The 16312-nt window shown below is 70.9% G+C and carries 20 protein-coding genes and 1 pseudogene; 16 read left to right on the top strand and 5 right to left on the bottom strand.

Going from position 1 to position 16312, the window contains the following annotated elements; all coding sequences use genetic code 11:
- Nucleotides 1-84 precede the first annotated feature (84 nt).
- The 14 genes and pseudogenes from prfA (at nucleotide 85) to G7070_RS14945 (ending at nucleotide 12053) form a co-directional block, all read left to right on the top strand.
- On the top strand, nucleotides 85-1161 hold the full coding sequence (prfA, locus tag G7070_RS14880; protein ID WP_166234387.1) for a peptide chain release factor 1: 1077 nt from the start codon (nucleotides 85-87) through the stop codon (nucleotides 1159-1161).
- Nucleotides 1154-2011, top strand: a complete 858-nt coding sequence (prmC, locus tag G7070_RS14885; RefSeq protein ID WP_166234388.1) for a peptide chain release factor N(5)-glutamine methyltransferase — start codon at nucleotides 1154-1156, stop codon at nucleotides 2009-2011. The genes prfA and prmC overlap by 8 nt, the downstream gene beginning before the upstream one ends.
- On the top strand, nucleotides 2008-2976 hold the full coding sequence (locus tag G7070_RS14890; RefSeq protein ID WP_166234389.1) for an L-threonylcarbamoyladenylate synthase: 969 nt from the start codon (nucleotides 2008-2010) through the stop codon (nucleotides 2974-2976). Before prmC ends, G7070_RS14890 begins: the two co-directional genes overlap by 4 nt.
- Before the next feature lie 7 nt (nucleotides 2977-2983).
- The gene (locus G7070_RS14895) at nucleotides 2984-4087 is read left to right on the top strand and encodes a glycosyltransferase family 4 protein (protein WP_166234390.1); all 1104 of its coding nucleotides are present in this window, start codon (nucleotides 2984-2986) and stop codon (nucleotides 4085-4087) included.
- Nucleotides 4080-4541 (top strand): hypothetical protein, encoded by a 462-nt coding sequence (locus G7070_RS14900; protein WP_166234391.1) that lies wholly within the window; start codon nucleotides 4080-4082, stop codon nucleotides 4539-4541. Before G7070_RS14895 ends, G7070_RS14900 begins: the two co-directional genes overlap by 8 nt.
- Before the next feature lie 97 nt (nucleotides 4542-4638).
- A complete protein-coding gene (atpB, locus tag G7070_RS14905) occupies nucleotides 4639-5463 on the top strand; it encodes a F0F1 ATP synthase subunit A (RefSeq protein ID WP_166234392.1) in 825 nt (274 codons plus the stop codon).
- Between the two features lie 51 nt (nucleotides 5464-5514).
- Nucleotides 5515-5745, top strand: coding sequence for an ATP synthase F0 subunit C (locus tag G7070_RS14910; protein ID WP_166234393.1), 231 nt, complete (start codon nucleotides 5515-5517; stop codon nucleotides 5743-5745).
- 17 nt (nucleotides 5746-5762) lie between these two features.
- Nucleotides 5763-6299, top strand: coding sequence for a F0F1 ATP synthase subunit B (locus G7070_RS14915; protein ID WP_166235363.1), 537 nt, complete (start codon nucleotides 5763-5765; stop codon nucleotides 6297-6299).
- Nucleotides 6296-7090 carry a F0F1 ATP synthase subunit delta gene (locus G7070_RS14920; RefSeq protein ID WP_166234394.1) on the top strand — a complete coding sequence of 265 codons (795 nt, stop codon included), beginning with the start codon at nucleotides 6296-6298 and terminating at the stop codon, nucleotides 7088-7090. The genes G7070_RS14915 and G7070_RS14920 overlap by 4 nt, the downstream gene beginning before the upstream one ends.
- Nucleotides 7091-7142: 52 nt before the next feature.
- Entirely contained in the window at nucleotides 7143-8774 is a 1632-nt protein-coding gene (gene atpA, locus G7070_RS14925; RefSeq protein ID WP_166234395.1) for a F0F1 ATP synthase subunit alpha, read from the top strand.
- Nucleotides 8775-8782: 8 nt separating this feature from the next.
- Nucleotides 8783-9688: a F0F1 ATP synthase subunit gamma gene (locus G7070_RS14930; RefSeq protein WP_166234396.1), complete on the top strand. Its 906-nt coding sequence runs from the start codon at nucleotides 8783-8785 to the stop codon at nucleotides 9686-9688.
- A 22-nt stretch (nucleotides 9689-9710) separates the two neighbouring features.
- A pseudogene (atpD, locus tag G7070_RS14935) lies at nucleotides 9711-11164 on the top strand (F0F1 ATP synthase subunit beta).
- Between the two features lie 2 nt (nucleotides 11165-11166).
- Nucleotides 11167-11586: a F0F1 ATP synthase subunit epsilon gene (locus G7070_RS14940; protein WP_166234397.1), complete on the top strand. Its 420-nt coding sequence runs from the start codon at nucleotides 11167-11169 to the stop codon at nucleotides 11584-11586.
- Between the two features lie 17 nt (nucleotides 11587-11603).
- Entirely contained in the window at nucleotides 11604-12053 is a 450-nt protein-coding gene (locus G7070_RS14945; RefSeq protein ID WP_166234398.1) for a DUF2550 domain-containing protein, read from the top strand.
- Here the strand turns inward: G7070_RS14945 and G7070_RS14950 are convergent.
- The gene (locus tag G7070_RS14950; protein WP_166234399.1) at nucleotides 12050-12712 is read right to left on the bottom strand and encodes a cob(I)yrinic acid a,c-diamide adenosyltransferase; all 663 of its coding nucleotides are present in this window, start codon (nucleotides 12710-12712) and stop codon (nucleotides 12050-12052) included. The genes G7070_RS14945 and G7070_RS14950 overlap by 4 nt on opposite strands.
- A gap of 28 nt (nucleotides 12713-12740) precedes the next feature.
- On the opposite strand from G7070_RS14950, the gene G7070_RS19475 reads away from it, so the two are divergent.
- Complete coding sequence (locus tag G7070_RS19475; protein ID WP_284690943.1) at nucleotides 12741-13400, top strand: peptidylprolyl isomerase; 660 nt, start codon at nucleotides 12741-12743, stop codon at nucleotides 13398-13400.
- A gap of 3 nt (nucleotides 13401-13403) precedes the next feature.
- On the opposite strand, the gene G7070_RS14960 is transcribed toward G7070_RS19475, so the two are convergent.
- Nucleotides 13404-14204: an alpha/beta fold hydrolase gene (locus tag G7070_RS14960; protein ID WP_166234401.1), complete on the bottom strand. Its 801-nt coding sequence runs from the start codon at nucleotides 14202-14204 to the stop codon at nucleotides 13404-13406.
- Nucleotides 14205-14206: 2 nt separating this feature from the next.
- Nucleotides 14207-14479, bottom strand: coding sequence for a hypothetical protein (locus G7070_RS14965; RefSeq protein ID WP_166234402.1), 273 nt, complete (start codon nucleotides 14477-14479; stop codon nucleotides 14207-14209).
- Between the two features lie 39 nt (nucleotides 14480-14518).
- Between G7070_RS14965 and nucS the strand changes: the two genes are divergently transcribed.
- Entirely contained in the window at nucleotides 14519-15205 is a 687-nt protein-coding gene (gene nucS / locus G7070_RS14970) for an endonuclease NucS (protein WP_166235365.1), read from the top strand.
- A gap of 10 nt (nucleotides 15206-15215) precedes the next feature.
- On the opposite strand, the gene G7070_RS14975 is transcribed toward nucS, so the two are convergent.
- Nucleotides 15216-16052: an AI-2E family transporter gene (locus G7070_RS14975; RefSeq protein ID WP_166234403.1), complete on the bottom strand. Its 837-nt coding sequence runs from the start codon at nucleotides 16050-16052 to the stop codon at nucleotides 15216-15218.
- Nucleotides 16049-16306, bottom strand: coding sequence for a hypothetical protein (locus G7070_RS14980; protein ID WP_166234404.1), 258 nt, complete (start codon nucleotides 16304-16306; stop codon nucleotides 16049-16051). Before G7070_RS14980 ends, G7070_RS14975 begins: the two co-directional genes overlap by 4 nt.
- Nucleotides 16307-16312 lie beyond the last annotated feature (6 nt).

A 16312-nucleotide genomic window follows, 5' to 3' on the forward strand; every position in this document is an offset into this window, starting at 1 on the left:
CCGGGTGTCAGGATTCGCGTCCTGGCACCCGGCGTCGTCGTTGCACCCCCGCCGGGGTGCATCTCACCACCGCAGAGGACGCCCATGTTCGCCAACGCCGCAGCGATCGTCGCCGAGTACGACGAGCTGACCGCCGCCCTGGCCGACCCGGCCACGCACGCCGACACCGCGCTGTCGCGGCGGGTGGGGCGCCGGTACGCCGAGCTGACCCCCATCGTGAAGGCGCTCGCCGAACACGAGACGCTCACCGCCGACCTGCAGGCCGCCCGGGAGCTGGCCGACGAGGACGCGGCGTTCGCCGAGGAGGCCACGGCGCTGGAGACCCGGCTGGCGGCGTCCTCGGAGAAGCTCGCCGAACTGCTGGCTCCGCGCGACCCCCACGACAGCGCCGACGCCCTGCTCGAGATCAAGTCGGGCGAGGGCGGGGAGGAGTCGGCGCTGTTCGCCGGCGACCTCGTGCGGATGTACTCCCGCTACGCCGAGCACCGCGGCTGGAAGGTCGAGGTGCTCGACGCGACCGAGACCGACCTGGGCGGCTTCAAGTCGCTCACCATGGCGGTCAAGGCGGGCGGTGGCTCCGCCCCGGACGCCATGCCCTACGGCGTGTTGAAGTTCGAGGGCGGCGTGCACCGGGTGCAGCGCGTCCCCGTCACCGAGACCCAGGGACGGATCCACACCTCGGCCGCCGGCGTCCTGGTGATGCCCGACGTCGACGACGACGCCGAGATCGAGATCGACCCCGACGACCTGCGCGTCGACGTCTACCGCAGCTCGGGCAAGGGCGGGCAGGGCGTCAACACCACCGACTCCGCCGTCCGGCTCACCCACCTGCCGACCGGCGTGGTCGTGACGTGCCAGAACGAGCGCAGCCAGCTGCAGAACAAGGCGTCCGCGATGCGGATCCTGCGCGCCCGGCTCGCCGCGCTGGCCGCGGAGCAGGCCGAGGCCGAGGCGTCCGCGAGCCGCCGCTCCCAGGTCCGCACCGTGGACCGCTCCGAGCGGATCCGCACGTACAACTTCCCCGAGAACCGGATCGCCGACCACCGGATCGGCTACAAGGCCTACAACCTGGACGCGGTGCTGGCCGGCGACATGTCCGGGGTCATCGAGGCGCTCCAGGCCGCCGACCTGGCCGAGCGGCTGGCGTCCGCCGGTGCCTGAGCGTCCCGTCTCGGCCGTCGTGGCCGCCACGGCGTCCCGGCTCGGCTCGGTCGCGGAGGCGCGGCTGCTGCTGGCCCACGCCCTGGGCGTCGAACCGAACCGGCTGCTGCTGGCCGATCCGCCGGACGCCGCCGCCCTGGCGCGGCTGGACGCCGGCGTGGCGCGCCGGGAGGCGGGGGAGCCGCTGCAGCACATCACCGGGTCCGCGCCGTTCCGCACCGTGACGCTGGAGGTCGGGCCCGGCGTGTTCATCCCGCGCCCCGAGACCGAGGTCATGACGGGCTGGGCGCTGGACCGGCTCGCCGAGATCATCGCCGCGGGGGTCGCCGAGCCGCGGGTCGTCGAGTTGTGCGCCGGCTCGGGCGCCATCACCAAGGCGCTCGCGACCGAGGCGTCCGCCGGCTCGTTCCACTGCGTCGAACTGTCGCCGGACGCCTGGCCCTACCTCGCCGCGAACCTCGCCGGGCTCCACGTGGACGCCCGCCTGGGGGACATGGCCGACGCGTTCGGCGACCTGGACGGCACCGTCGACCTCGTGATCGCCAACCCGCCCTACGTCCCCCTGGAGCATTGGGCGGACGTGCCCGCCGAGGTGCGCGACTTCGACCCGGCGCTGGCGCTGGTGTCCGGCGAGGACGGCCTGGACGCCATGCGGGTCGTGGCCGAGGTGGCGGCGCGGCTGCTGCGCCCGGGCGGCTTCGCGTGCGCCGAGCACGCCGAGGTGCAGGTCGACAGCGCCCCCGCCGTGTTCGTGGCCACGGGGGCGTTCACCCAGGTCCGCGACCGGCGCGACCTCACCGATCGACCGCGGTTCGTGACCGCGGTCCGGGCTGGCAGGATGGTTCCGTGACGAGCAACGTGATCGCGATCACCGACCAGGAGGCGGCCTTCTCCGCCGCGCAGGACGCCATCGCCGCGGGCGAGGTGATCGTGCTGCCGACCGACACCGTATACGGGGTCGGGGCGGACGCCACCTCCGGGGCGGCGGTGCAGCGCCTGCTGGACGCCAAGGAGCGCGGGCGCGACTTCCCGCCCCCGGTGCTGGTGGCCGAGGTCGGCATGGTGCGCGCGCTGGCCACGGGGGTCGACGACCGGCTCACCAGGCTCGCCGAGGCGTTCTGGCCCGGCGCGCTCACCGTCATCCTCAAGGCCCGCGAGACGCTGCGGATGGACCTGGGCGACCGCGGTGACACGATCGCCGTGCGCGTCCCCGATCAGGAGTTCACCCGGGAACTGCTGCGCCGCACCGGCCCGCTGGCGGTCAGCAGTGCCAACGTGCACGGGCGCGACGCCGCCACCACGATCGAGCAGGCGCTGGAGCAGCTGGGGGAGCGGTGCACCGTCTACCTGGACGCGGGCACCATGGACGGCAGCGTCCCCTCCACCATCGTCGACCTCACCGGCCCGCAGGCCCGCGTCCTGCGCGACGGCCGGATCTCGGTGGCCGAGCTGAACGAGGCGGTGCCCGGCCTGGTCGAGGTCCCCGCCGAGGAGCCGACCGCCGAGGACCCGACGACCGACGCGCAGTCCGAGGGGGAGACGCCGGAGTCCGACGCGCCGACGACCGAGACGCCCGACTCTGACGCGCCGGGATCCGAGACTCCCGAGGCTGACGCGCCGGGGTCCGAGGCGCCCGGGTCCGACGCCCCGACCACCGAGGCTCCCGAGTCTGGGGCGGGGCCTGTGTCGGAGTCCGAGGTGCCCGAGCCTGAGACCGAGTCAGAGGCACCCGGCGCGGGGGCGTCCGACACCCCGGCGGCGCAGGCCGCCGCGACGGAGCCGGAGGGGACGGGCCCGGACGCCGACCGGGCCTGACACCGACGTGCGCGAGTATCTGCTGGTCCTGTTCGTGGCCGCGGGCGTCACGTACGTGGCCGCGAGCCTCGCGCGCCGCTACGCCTTCCGGTTCAACGCTGTCGCGCTGGTGCGCGACCGCGACGTCCACACCAAGCCGGTGCCGTACTTCGGCGGCGTCGCCATGCTCGCCGGGCTGATCGCCGCGCTCATCCTGGCGACGAACCTGCCCTGGCTGGGGAGATTCGAGCTCGTGCAGCGCGACGCCTGGGCCATCTTCCTGGGCGCCCTGGTGATCTGCGTCGTGGGCGTGATCGACGACCTGTTCGAGCTGGGCGCCGCCGCCAAGTTCTCCGGGGAGGTGCTCGCGGCCGGGATCGTGGTGCTCAACGGCGTGAAGTTCTACTGGATCCCGCTGCCCGACCGCATCATCGCGCTCGACAACATCGCCGCCATCGCGCTGGCCGTCTTCGTCATCCTGTTCTGCACCAACGCCGTCAACTTCATGGACGGTCTCGACGGCCTCGCCGCCGGCGTGGTCGCCATCGGGGCGGCGTCCTACTTCCTGTACGCCTACCTGCTCAGCTACGAGCAGGACCTGGTGCGCGCCACCACGAGTTCGCTGGTGACCGTGGCGCTGGTGGGGATCTGCCTGGGGTTCCTGCCGCACAACATCCACCGGGCGCGGATGTTCATGGGGGACAGCGGCGCGCTGCTGCTGGGCTTCCTGCTCGCCACCTCGGTGATCAGCCTGACCGGACAGCTGGACCCGTCCCGGCTCAACGCCGGCGGGGGAGCGCTGTTCTCGGCCTACCTGCCGCTGCTGCTGCCGTTCGCGGTGCTGGCGCTGCCCGTCATCGACCTCGTCAGCGCGTACGTGCGGCGCACGCTCGCGGGCAAGCTCTGGTTCGAGGCCGACAAGCAGCACCTGCACCACCGCATGCTGCAGTTGGGGCACAGCCACCGCCGCGCCGTCGGGCTGCTGTGGCTGTGGGCCGCCGTCATCGCGTTCGGCGCGGTGGGCATCGGCATCGTCGACGGGTGGTGGCCGATCGCCGCCACGGTGGCCGGGCTGGCGCTCGCGGCCGTCCTGACCTTCTGGCCCCGGATCCGTGGAGGGACGCATGGCTGACCGGAAACCCCCCAGCCCCAACGTGCAGCGCGCGCTGCGCCTGCTGCAGGCGGGGCTGGTCGGCGGACACGTCGCGGCGCTCACCGCCGTCGGCCTGTTCTGGGCGATCGCCGGGCCCGAGGCGGGCATCACCGCGGCCATCGCCGCCGCGGCCACGATCGCGTTCTACGCCATCGCGCTCGGCGCGCAACTCATGGTCGCCGACGCGGCGCCCAAGGTCGTGCTGTTCGCCTGGCTCGCGTCCTACCTCGCGCGCGTCACCGTGCTCGGGCTGGCGCTGGCGGTCACCCTCACCCAGGCCGACCGGTTCGCGTGGCTCGACCCGGTCGCCCTGGTCGTCACCACCATCGCGGTGGTGCTGGGATGGCTGGGCTTCGAGCTGTACGCCTACTCCAAGCTCCGGATCCCGGTGTTCGACCCTCCCGAGGTGTCCAGCGACGGGCCACCGATGTGACTCAGCCCGGCAGGGTTGCTAGAGTTCCTGCCGCACCGGACCTCCCTTTTGGCGGCTGCGTGCGCTGACGGCATGACCGACCGCACAAGGAGGCGCAATGGGCGGTACCAACGGGTTGCTTCTTCTACCGTTGGAGGGCGAATCGTGGCCGCCGGGCGAGCACAGCTTCGGTTCGCGACCCCTGTTCCCCGGCATTCTGCCCGATTGGGTGAACAACCACGCCGCGCAGGCGGTGATCGCCGCAGCGCTGGTGATCGCGTTCTGGCTGTGGATGTCGCGGAACCAGAAGATCGTCCCCACGCGTAGGCAGGCCATCGGCGAGACGTTCTACGACCTCGTCCGCAACGGCATCGCCCGCGACATCCTGGGGCACGACTTCCGGCGCTACCTGCCGTTCCTGCTGGCCCTGTTCTCCTTCATCCTGGTGAACAACCTCTTCGGCCAGTTCTTCATCTTCATGTTCCCGACGTTCTCCAAGATCGGGTTCGCGTGGGGCCTGGCGCTGTGCGCCTGGGTGCTCTACAACGGCGCAGGCATCCGCAAGTGGGGCCTGTTCGGGTACCTCAAGCACGCCACGCTGCCGGCCGGGGTGCCCAAGCCGCTGTGGTTCCTCATCATCCCGCTGGAGTTCCTCTCCAACATCATCGTGCGCCCGCTGACGCTCGGGCTGCGTCTCTTCGCGAACCTGTTCGCGGGGCACCTCGTCATCATGGTCTTCGTGGTCGGCGGCACCATGCTGCTCACGGCGACCCAAACGCTGGAGGGCTTCCCCGTCCCGCTGCTGAACGTGGCCGGCGTCGTGTCGATCCTGTTCAGCTTCGCCATCTTCGCCCTGGAACTGCTCGTCGGTTCCATCCAGGCGTACATCTTCACCGTGCTGACCGCGCAGTACGTGGCCTCGGCCACCGCGGACGACCACTGATAATCCCCCGTTGACTTTCGCCTGAAAGAAACCATCCGAAAGGAAAACCCAATGCTCCCCTTCCTGGAGATCACGATCAACGGCTCGATCAACATGATCGGCTACGCGCTCGCGACCCTCGGCCCGGCCCTGGGTGTCGCCTGGATCTTCGCGTCCGTGATCAACGGCACCGCGCGCCAGCCCGAGGCCCGCGGCGCGATGATGGGCACCGCCTGGATCGGCTTCGCCGTGGTTGAGGCCCTGGCCATCATCGGTATCGCCCTGGCCTTCGTGCTGCAGTGATCTGGGGCACACCCATGTTGCCCCTTCTTGAAGGCATCAACCTCGGGCCGCTCCTGCCGGAGCACCCCGAGGAACTGATCGTCGGCATCATCCTGTTCCTGATCATCTGGTTCGTGGCGGCCAAGTTCGTCGTCCCGAAGTTCGAGGCGACCTACGCGGAGCGCACCGAGGAGATCCAGGGCGGGATCGAGAAGGCCGAAGCCGCCCAGGCCGAGGCAGCCGCCGCGCTGGAGGAGTACCGGGCCCAGCTCGCCTCCGCCCGCGAGGAGGCCTCGCGCATCCGTGAGGACGCGAAGTCCCAGGGCGCGGCCATCATCGCCGACATGCGCCAGCAGGCGACCGAGGAGAGCAGCCGACTGCTCTCCAACGCCAAGGCCCAGATCGAGGCCGAGCGCGCGACCGCGGTGACGCAGCTGCGTTCCGAGGTCGGTGGCCTGGCCACCACGCTCGCCGGTCGGATCATCGGCGAATCGCTGGACGACGACGAGCGCGCGGCCCGCACGGTCGACCGCTTCATCGCCGACCTCGAAGCGCACCCGGCGGGTCAGGCATGAGCGCCGCCGCCGAAGCCCGCCTGAAGGCGCTGGACGCGGTCGCGGACGCACAGCCCGCCTCCGCGGCGCTGGCCGACGACCTGTTCGCCGTGGCGGACGCCGTCGCGGGCCAGCCCGCCCTGCGCCGGGCGCTGACCGATCCGTCCACTCCGGACGAAGCGCGCCAGGGCCTGGCCGAGGCGCTGCTGAGCTCCCGCGTGGGGGCGCCGGCAGTGGCCGTGGTGGGTCAGGCGGCACGCGCCCGCTGGAACAGCGCCGCGTCGTTCGTCGCCGCCCTCGAGCGGCAGGGCGTCCGCGCCCTGTTGCGGGTGGCGCAGGACGAGGGCCGCCTCGACCAGCTCGAGGACGAACTGTTCAAGGTCGAGCGCGCGGTGGACGCCCACCCGGAACTCCGCAGCGCCCTGGCCGACCGGCAGGCGCCGATCGAGGGGCGGCAGCAGCTGCTCAGCGACCTGATCGCCGGCAAGGTGCTCGCCCCCGTGGAGCAGTTGGCCCGCCGCGCCGTCGTGGCGCGCAAGCGGACCTTCGACCTCACCGTGGACAGCTACCTCACCGCGGCCGCCGAACTGCGCGAACGCGCGGTGGCGACCGTGACGGTGGCGCGTCCGCTCACCGCGGAGCAGGAGCATCGGATGCTCGCGGCCCTCACGGCGCAGATCGGTCGCCCCCTGACGCTGCGCGTCGTGGTCGACCCGCACGTGCTCGGCGGGGTCCGGGTCGTCGTCGGTGACGAGGTCATCGAGGGCACCGTCTCCGGGCGCCTCCACGACGCCCGACGCAAGCTGGCCTGAGGCCGGCACACAAGACATTGATCACCAAGCAGGCAAGCGAAGGACGCATCCCATGGCGGAACTGACCATTCGTCCCGACGAGATTCGGGACGCTCTCGACCGGTTTGTCCAGAACTACACCCCGGACGCCTCCTCGCGCGAGGAGGTGGGCGTGGTCGTCACCTCCGGTGACGGCATCGCCAAGGTGGAGGGGCTGCCGTCGGCGATGGCCAACGAGCTGCTCGAGTTCGCCAACGGCACCCGCGGCATCGCGCTGAACCTCGACGTCCGCGAGATCGGCGTCGTCGTCCTGGGCGACTCCGAGGGCATCGAGGAGGGCTCGACCGTCCGTCGCACCGGCGAGGTGCTCTCGGTCGCCGTCGGCGACGGCTACCTCGGCCGCACCGTCGACGCGATGGGCAACCCCATCGACGGCCTCGGCGAGATCACCGACCTGTCCGGCCGCCGCGCCCTGGAGCTGCAGGCCGCCGGCGTCATGGACCGCCAGGAGGTGCGCGAGCCCCTGCAGACCGGCATCAAGGCGATCGACGCCATGATCCCGATCGGCCGCGGCCAGCGTCAGCTCATCATCGGCGACCGCAAGACCGGCAAGACCGCCATCGCGATCGACACGATCATCAACCAGAAGGCGAACTGGGAGTCCGGCGACCCGACCAAGCAGGTGCGCTGCATCTACGTCGCGGTCGGCCAGAAGGGCTCCACGATCGCCGCGCTGCGCAAGACGCTGGAGGAGGCCGGCGCGATGGACTACACCACCATCGTGCACGCCCCGGCGTCCGACCCCGCGGGCTTCAAGTACATCGCGCCCTACTCGGGCTCGGCCATCGGCCAGAACTGGATGTACGAGGGCAAGCACGTCCTCATCATCTTCGACGACCTGACCAAGCAGGCCGAGGCCTACCGCGCCATGTCGCTGCTGCTGCGCCGCCCGCCGGGCCGCGAGGCGTACCCCGGCGACGTGTTCTACCTCCACTCCCGCCTGCTGGAGCGCTGCGCCAAGCTGTCGGACGAGTTGGGCGGCGGCTCGATGACCGGCCTGCCGATCATCGAGACGAAGGCCAACGACGTGTCGGCCTACATCCCGACCAACGTGATCTCGATCACCGACGGCCAGATCTTCCTGCAGTCCGACCTGTTCAACGCCAACCAGCGTCCCGCCATCGACGTCGGCATCTCGGTGTCCCGCGTCGGCGGCGCCGCCCAGATCAAGGCGATGAAGGGCGTGGCCGGCACCCTGAAGCTGAGCCTGGCCCAGTACCGCGACATGCAGGCGTTCGCGATGTTCGCCTCCGACCTGGACGCCGCCTCGCGCCGTCAGCTCGACCGGGGCGCGCGCCTCACCGAGCTGCTGCGTCAGGGCCAGTACCAGCCGTTCCCGGTGCAGGAGCAGGTCGTCAGCGTGTGGGCCGGCACCAACGGCTACTTCGACGACGTGGCCGTGGACGACGTGCTCCGCTTCGAGGGCGAGCTGCTGGACCACCTGCGCCGCAACACCACGATCCTCACCACGATCGCCGAGACCCAGAAGTTCGACGACGACACGGCCCAGGCCGTCGCCGCCGAGATCAAGAAGGTCAAGGAGCAGTTCAACGCCGGCAAGGAGACCGTGGTCGGCGAGGCCCCGGCGCGGGCGCTGGGCGACGACGACGTGGACGCTGAGCAGATCGTCGTCAAGAAGGGCTGAGGCGGAGTATGGCTTCGAGTCTGAGGGAGCTTCGGCAGCGACGTAAGTCGGTGTCGGCGACCATGAAGATCACCAAGGCGATGGAACTCATCGCCGCCTCCAAGGTGATCCGCGCGCAGCAGACCGCCCAGCGGGCGCTGCCCTACACCCGCGAGCTGAACCGCGCGGTCTCGGCGCTGGCGACCCACGCCAGCGTCGAGCACCCGCTCACCACCCCGTCCAAGCAGGTGCGTCGGGCGGCGCTGCTGATCCTCACCTCGGATCGCGGCATGAACGGCGCGTACAGCTCCAACGCCATCAAGGCCGCCGCGCGCATGCGCGTCCGGCTGGAGGAGCAGGGCGTCGAGGTCAAGCGCTACGCGGTGGGCCGCAAGATCATCAACTACTGCAACTTCCGCCAGCTCCCGATCACCCGGTCGTGGGAGGGCTTCAGTGACGCCCCGACGTACGCGAACGCGCAGGAGATCGCGGACGCCCTCATCGAGGACTTCCTGACCCCGTACGAGGACGGCGGCGTCGACGAGATCCACGCGGTCTACACCCGCATGGAGTCCATGCTGACCCAGTCCCCGCGCGTCCGGCGGCTGCTGCCGCTGGAGGTCGTCTCGGGCGTCCACGAGATCGGCGAGCACGACATCGTGCCGCAGTACGAGTTCGAGCCCGACCCCGAAACAGTGCTGGACGAGCTCATGCCGCTGTACGTGCGCAGCCGCGTCTGGTTCTACCTGCTGCAGTCCGCGGCGTCCCAGCTGGCCAGCCAGCAGCGGGCGATGAAGTCCGCCACGGACAACGCCAACCAGCTCATCGAAACCCTGACGCGCGAGGCGAACCAGGCGCGCCAGGCCGAAATCACCCAGGAAATCACCGAGATCGTCGGTGGCGCCAGCGCGCTCGCCGAGGCGAGCGCCGAGTAAAGGCTAGGAAGCGAGAAGCAACATGACCGTGACTGCTGAGAACCCGACCCAGGCGGAGGCCACCCCCGGCGTGGGCCGCGTCGCCCGCGTCATCGGCCCGGTGGTGGACGTCGAGTTCCCCGCCGACCAGATGCCCGACATCCTCAACGCCCTGACGATCAAGATCGACGCCGGCGAACTGAGCCGTGAGATCACCGCCGAGGTGGCGCTGCACGTCGGCGACAACATGGTGCGCGCGATCTCGCTCAAGCCCACCGACGGCATGCGTCGCGGCACCCAGGTGACCGACACCGGGGCCCCGATCTCCGTGCCGGTCGGCCTGGTCACCAAGGGCCGCGTCTGGAACGTGACCGGCGACTGCCTCAACGAGGACATCTCCAACATCGAGATCGCCGAGCGCTGGCCGATCCACCGTCCGGCCCCCAAGTTCGACCAGCTCGAGCCGAAGACCGAGATGCTGGAGACCGGCATCAAGGTGCTGGACCTGCTGACCCCGTACGTGAAGGGCGGCAAGATCGGCCTGTTCGGCGGCGCCGGCGTGGGCAAGACCGTGCTCATCCAGGAGATGATCTTCCGCATCGCCCACAACTTCGGTGGCACCTCGGTGTTCGCGGGCGTGGGGAGCGCACCCGTGAGGGCAACGACCTCATCCACGAGATGATCGAGGCCGGCGTCATGAAGGACACCGCCCTGGTGTTCGGCCAGATGGACGAGCCGCCGGGCACCCGCCTGCGCGTCGCGCTGTCGGCCCTGACCATGGCCGAGTACTTCCGCGACGTCGAGAAGCAGGACGTCCTGCTGTTCATCGACAACATCTTCCGGTTCACCCAGGCCGGCTCGGAGGTCTCCACGCTGCTGGGCCGCATGCCCTCGGCCGTGGGCTACCAGCCGAACCTCGCCGACGAGATGGGCCAGCTTCAGGAGCGGATCACCTCGACGCGCGGCCACTCGATCACCTCGATGCAGGCGATCTACGTGCCCGCCGACGACTACACCGACCCGGCGCCCGCCACGACGTTCGCCCACCTGGACGCGACGACCGAGCTCAGCCGCGACATCGCCAGCCGTGGCCTGTACCCGGCCGTCGACCCGCTGACCTCCACGTCGCGCATCCTCGACCCGCAGTACGTGGGTCAGGCGCACTACGACGTGGCCACCCGGGTCAAGCAGATCCTCCAGCGCAACAAGGAACTGCAGGACATCATCGCCATCCTGGGCGTCGACGAGCTGTCCGAGGAGGACAAGATCATCGTCGCGCGGGCGCGCCGTCTGCAGCAGTTCCTCAGCCAGAACACCTACACGGCGGAGAAGTTCACGCAGGTGCCGGGCTCGACCGTGGCGCTGGCCGACACCATCGAGTCGTTCAAGATGATCTGCGACGGCGAGGTCGACCACATCGCCGAGCAGGCCTTCTTCAACGTCGGTGGCATGGACATGGTCATGGAGAACTGGGACCGCATCCAGAAGGAAGGCTGAGCATGGCGTTCGACAGCAGCCCGCTGCGGGTCGAGGTCGTAAGCGCCGACGGGCTCATCTGGCAGGGGGACGCCGTGTCGGTGGTCGCCCGCACCATGGAGGGCGACATCGGCATCATGGCGAACCACGAGCCGTTGCTCGCCATCCTGGTGCCGTCGGCGGCCGAGGTGCTCTCGGTCGACGGCAAGCGGGAGATCGTGGCCGTCGACGGCGGCTTCCTCTCGGTGTCGGACAACCACGTGTCCGTGCTGAGCAGCTACGCCCGCCTGGCGCACGAGATCTCGCTGCCCGAGGCGGAGCTGGAACTCGCCCGCGCGCAGAAGGCCCTCGAGGACGGCGACATCAGCACCGAGACGATGCAGCACGTCCACCGGGCCAGCGCCCAGGTGCGCGCCGCGAAGCGGGCCTCGGAGAAGCATTAGGGACGAGGCGGGGGAGCATGCCGGATTGGTGGAGCTGGTCGGCCGGGTTGGCCGTCGTCCTGCTGATCTGCGTGCTCGCCCCCATCGCCTGGCTCCTGTTCCGCCGCATGTGGCTGTCCATGGGACACGGGCGGGTGTTCGCCTGCTCGCTGCAACGCACCCCGACCTCCGTGTGGAAGGTCGGGGTGGCTCGTTTCCACGCCGACACGTTCGAGTGGTACCGGGTGTTCAGCCTGTCGCTGCGCCCCAAGGTGACGTTCCGCCGGGACCAGACCGTGGTGCTCAAGGTCCATCCCGCCCACGGCGGCGAGGGCTCCGGCGTGTTCCCGGGCCACTCGATCGTGGAACTCGGCCCGCCGCTGGCGGGCCGCTCGCTGGCGATGGCGCGCCCGGACCTCACGGCCTTCACGAGCTGGACCGAGGCCAGCCCGCCCGGCATGAAGAACGGGCGCCTGCTCGGCTCCTAGGCGTTCTCGGCCTGCGAGCGCCGGATGCGCGCGCGGTGCCGCTCGGCCCGCTCGCCGACAGGCTCCCGGTCCTTGCCGGGGATCCACAGCACGTCGTGACCGGTGTTGGCCACCCGCGCGAGGATGAACAGCAGGTCCGACAGCCGGTTGAGGTAGGTGATGGCCAGCGGGTTCAGCCCGCCGGGCTCCTCGCCGGCGCCCACGTCGAAGCCGTACTCCTGCGCGGCGGCCCACGCGGCGCGCTCGGCGCGGCGGACCACGGTGCGGGCGAGGTGCAGGTAACCGGCGCTCGGCGTCCCGCCGGGCAGGATGAAGCTGGCCAGGTCCGGCAGCCCCTCGGAGTACTCGTCGCACCAGGCCTCGAGGCGCTCGACGTTGGCGGCCGTGACCCGCAGCGGCTCCCACTTGGGCTCTGCGACCACCGGGTTGGACAGATCCGCGCCCACGTCGAACAGCTCGTTCTGGATGGCGCGCAGGGTCACGAGGATCGGCTGCGGCAGGGCCTCGAGCGCGGTCACGACGCCCAGGATGCTGTTCGCCTCGTCGACGTCGCCGTAGGCCGCGACGCGCGCGTCGGTCTTGCTCGTCAGGCTCATGTCGGACAGCCGGGTCTGGCCGGCGTCACCGGTTCGGGTGTAGATGCGCGTCAAGTTGACCATGCCCTCACCCTAGTGTGAGGTGGGCAGGGTGAACCGACGCCTGCTCGCCCTGCTGCTCCTGCCCGTGCTGCTGGTGGCCGCGACCGGGTGCGCGCTGCGGCCCGTGAACCGGACGCCCGCCGCCGGGACCGTGACGTGCGACTACCGGCCGGGCGGCACGCCCGCCAAGCCGGTGGACCCGCCCGCGTGGCAGGACGTCCCCGCGTCGGGCACCGAGCCGGTCACGTTCGACCTGGGGGATGTGAAGCTCCAGGGCGAGCTCGACCGGGGCGTCGCGCCGTGCACCGTGAACTCGTTCGCGAGCCTGGTCACCCAGGGCTTCTACACGGGCAGCGAGTGCCACCGGCTCTCGACCTCGGGGATCTTCATCCTGCAGTGCGGCGATCCGACGGGCACCGGCAGCGGGACGCCCGGGTACGTCTTCGACGACGAGGTGACCCCGGACACCACCTATCCCGCCGGCACGATCGCCATGGCCAACATGGGCCGCAACACCAACGGCAGCCAGTTCTTCTTCGTGTACGCGGACACGCCGCTGCCGCCGAACTACACCGTCTTCGGCCACCTCGACCAGGCCGCCACCGAGGCGGTGGCCGAGCGCGCCTTCCAGGGCCACGACGCGAGCAACCGGGACGGGACCGGGCGGCCGCTGGTCCCCACGGTGCTGCGCAGCGTCACGCTGGGCTGAGCCTCAGCGTCCCAGGGCCGGGCGCAGCTGGTCCAGGAACGCCTGCAGGGTCGCCGCCACCGCCTGCGGTTGGTCGGCGTGCAGCCAGTGGCCCGCGTTCTTGATGGTCACCAGCCGGGTGCGCGGGAACAGGGCGCGCATGGCCGGGCCGTGCTCGTCGGTGACGTAGCCGGAGTCGGCGCCCCGCAGCCACAGCACCGGCCCCTGGAACGGCCCCCGCAGGCCGGCCGGCCAGCCGCTGATCTGGGGCAGGGACGCCGCCAGCAGGTCGAGGTTGGGCAGCCACCGCCAGCCCTCGGGGCGGGCGCGGTGCAGGTTCTGCAGCAGGAACGCCCGGACGCCGGCGTCCGGCACCGTCGCGGCGAGCAACCGGTCGGCGTCCTCGCGTGTGCGCACCTGGTCCAGCGGCAGGGTGCGCAGGCCGTTGACGAGGCGTCCGAACCCGTAGCCGTGCGAGGAGTCGTCGGGGGAGATGTCGGCGACCACGAGCGCGCGCACCAGGCTCGGGTGCCGCAACGCCAGCGCCATCGCGGTCTTGCCGCCCATGGAGTGCCCCAGGACGGTGATCGGCGTGCCGGCGGGCAGGTGTTCTCGCAGCGTCTCGGCGACGCGGTCGGCCCACTCGGCGTAGCCGAAGGACGCCGTCCAGGCGCTGCGGCCGTGGTTGGGCAGGTCGATCAGCAGGCCGGGATCCGTCGCGGAGACGGCCTTCGCCACGGTGGCGAGGTTCTTGCCCTGGCCGAGCAGGCCGTGCAGGTAGGCGATCCGGGGGACGCCCTGACCGATCTGCATGGTGTGCAGCATGCTCAGGCCCGCCTCGCCCAGCAGGCGCTGTGCCAGTGCCGGCGGTGGTCCACCCCGCTGCTGGCGCCGATGGGCGCGACGCTGGGCCACGCGACCAGGTGCGGGGCGCCCGCGGGGATCGACTGGTGGCAGCCGGGGCACAGGTAGTCCTTGACGGACCGGCCGGCGGGCATGGACTGGATCAGCCACGTGCCGTCGCGCTTGGCCTCGCTGCGGGCGAAGCTCGTCGACAGCGGCCGCGGGGGACGCAGGTGCTTCGAGGGTCGCTTGGCCACGTGCCCCACCCTAGAGGGTAGGGTGGCGCGGTGCGTCTGATGATTGCCCGCTGCCAGGTCGACTACGCCGGACGACTGTCCGCCCACCTGCCGATGGCGACCCGACTGATCCTGCTCAAGGCCGACGGCTCGATCTCGATCCACGCCGACGACCGGGCCTACAAGCCGCTGAACTGGATGAACCCGCCCTGCACCCTCGTGATGCGGGACGCCGACCCGGACGCCGACGGCGAGGCCGACCTGGCCCAGGTCTGGGAGGTCGCCAACAAGGACGGCGACAAGCTCGTGATCTCGGTGGCCGAGGTGGTGCACGACTCCAGCCACGAGCTCGGCGTCGACCCGGGCCTGGTCAAGGACGGGGTGGAGGCGCACCTGCAGGCGCTGCTGGCCGAAAACCCCGCCACGTTCGGGGACGGCTGGGCGCTGGTGCGGCGCGAGTACATGACCGCGATCGGGCCGGTGGACATCCTGTTCCGGGACGCCGACGGCGCCCACGTGGCCGTCGAGGTGAAGCGCCGCGGCGAGATCGACGGCGTCGAGCAGCTGACCCGCTACCTGGACCTGCTGAACGCCGACCCGCGGCTGCGTCCGGTCGCCGGGGTGTTCGCCGCGCAGCAGATCAAGCCGCAGGCCAAGGTGCTGGCGGCGGCCCGCGGGATCCGGTGCGTGACGGTCGACTACGACGCGCTGCGCGGCATCGACAACGCCGAGGACCGGCTGTTCTGAGCCGGGACGCTCAGGCGCGGTCCAGCGCCGGCACCAGGACCTCCTGGTAGATCAGGAGCGCCGAGGCGACGGTGGGGATCGCGATCAGCGCGCCGGGGATGCCGAACAGGATGCCGCCCGACAGCGCCGCCAGGACGATCAGCGGGCCGGGCACGTTGACCGAGCGCTGGAAGATGCGCGGCTGGATGAGGTAGGCGTCCACCTGCTGGTAGATGAGGAAGAACGCGATCGTGATGATCGCCGCGGTCAGGTCCTTGATCGAGAACGCGATGAGGGCGACGATCAGCATCGAGATCGTGGGCCCGACCAGCGGGATGAACGCGAAGCCCGCCACGACGACGGCCAGCGCGAGCGAGTACTGGCCCAGCCCGATGATGTTGAGGAAGATGAACGCCGAGCCCGAGGCGAGCGCCACCACGATGAACAGCCCCGACATGTAGCCGCCGATCCGGCGGAAGACCTCGCCGGCGAGGTACTTCACGCGCGGGCGGCGCGAGGCGGGAGCCATCTGGTAGATGGTGTTCTTGATGCCGGGCAGGAAGGCGAGGAACCACAGCGTCAGGACCAGCGTGATGAACATGCTGAACAGGATGTTCGCGATCGCGACGCCGGCGCCGAGGATGCCGCCGAAGAGCCCGTCGAACCAGGCCCCGGAGCTGAGGACCTGCGTGATCCGGGTGATGATCTCGAACTGCTCGTCGAGCTCGGCGACCACGGGGTTCTCCTTGAGCCCCTGGAGGTAGCTCGGCAGGCTGGACACCAGCCCGTTCACCTGCTCGATCAGCAGCGGGAGCACCGCCCAGGCGCCCAGTGCCAGGACCACCACCAGCGTGAGCGCGACGATCACGACCGCCAGGCTGCGGGGGCGCCGCGGCGGACGAACCACTCGACCGCAGGGTTGAGCCCCAGCGCCAGGAACAGCGACAGGACGCCCATCAGCACGATGCTCTGCAGGGCGGCGATCGCGGCCAGCATGCCGAAGGCCAGCAGCCCGCCCAGCGTCAGCAGGAAGCCGATCTGGAACGGGTTGCGGTACAGCAGGCTGGTCGGCGGCGGGGTGTCGTCGCCGGCCGGCTCGTGCGTGGGGTCCGGTGGGGTCACCTGCGA

The sequence above is a fragment of the Propioniciclava coleopterorum genome (assembly GCF_011393335.1).
GTDB classification, from domain to species: domain Bacteria; phylum Actinomycetota; class Actinomycetes; order Propionibacteriales; family Propionibacteriaceae; genus Propioniciclava; species Propioniciclava coleopterorum.

Bases quoted from the DNA above. Each gene is read 5' to 3' on its own strand.
- prfA (WP_166234387.1), top strand. From the start codon at position 85: ATGTTCGCCAACGCCGCAGCGATCGTCGCCGAGTACGACGAGCTGACC.
- G7070_RS14900 (WP_166234391.1), top strand. From the start codon at position 4,080: ATGGCTGACCGGAAACCCCCCAGCCCCAACGTGCAGCGCGCGCTGCGC.
- atpB (WP_166234392.1), top strand. From the start codon at position 4,639: ATGGGCGGTACCAACGGGTTGCTTCTTCTACCGTTGGAGGGCGAATCG.
- G7070_RS14910 (WP_166234393.1), top strand. From the start codon at position 5,515: ATGCTCCCCTTCCTGGAGATCACGATCAACGGCTCGATCAACATGATC.
- G7070_RS14920 (WP_166234394.1), top strand. From the start codon at position 6,296: ATGAGCGCCGCCGCCGAAGCCCGCCTGAAGGCGCTGGACGCGGTCGCG.
- atpA (WP_166234395.1), top strand. From the start codon at position 7,143: ATGGCGGAACTGACCATTCGTCCCGACGAGATTCGGGACGCTCTCGAC.
- G7070_RS14930 (WP_166234396.1), top strand. From the start codon at position 8,783: ATGGCTTCGAGTCTGAGGGAGCTTCGGCAGCGACGTAAGTCGGTGTCG.
- G7070_RS14940 (WP_166234397.1), top strand. From the start codon at position 11,167: ATGGCGTTCGACAGCAGCCCGCTGCGGGTCGAGGTCGTAAGCGCCGAC.
- G7070_RS14945 (WP_166234398.1), top strand. From the start codon at position 11,604: ATGCCGGATTGGTGGAGCTGGTCGGCCGGGTTGGCCGTCGTCCTGCTG.
- G7070_RS14950 (WP_166234399.1), bottom strand. From the start codon at position 12,712: ATGGTCAACTTGACGCGCATCTACACCCGAACCGGTGACGCCGGCCAG.
- G7070_RS14960 (WP_166234401.1), bottom strand. From the start codon at position 14,204: ATGCTGCACACCATGCAGATCGGTCAGGGCGTCCCCCGGATCGCCTAC.
- nucS (WP_166235365.1), top strand. From the start codon at position 14,519: ATGATTGCCCGCTGCCAGGTCGACTACGCCGGACGACTGTCCGCCCAC.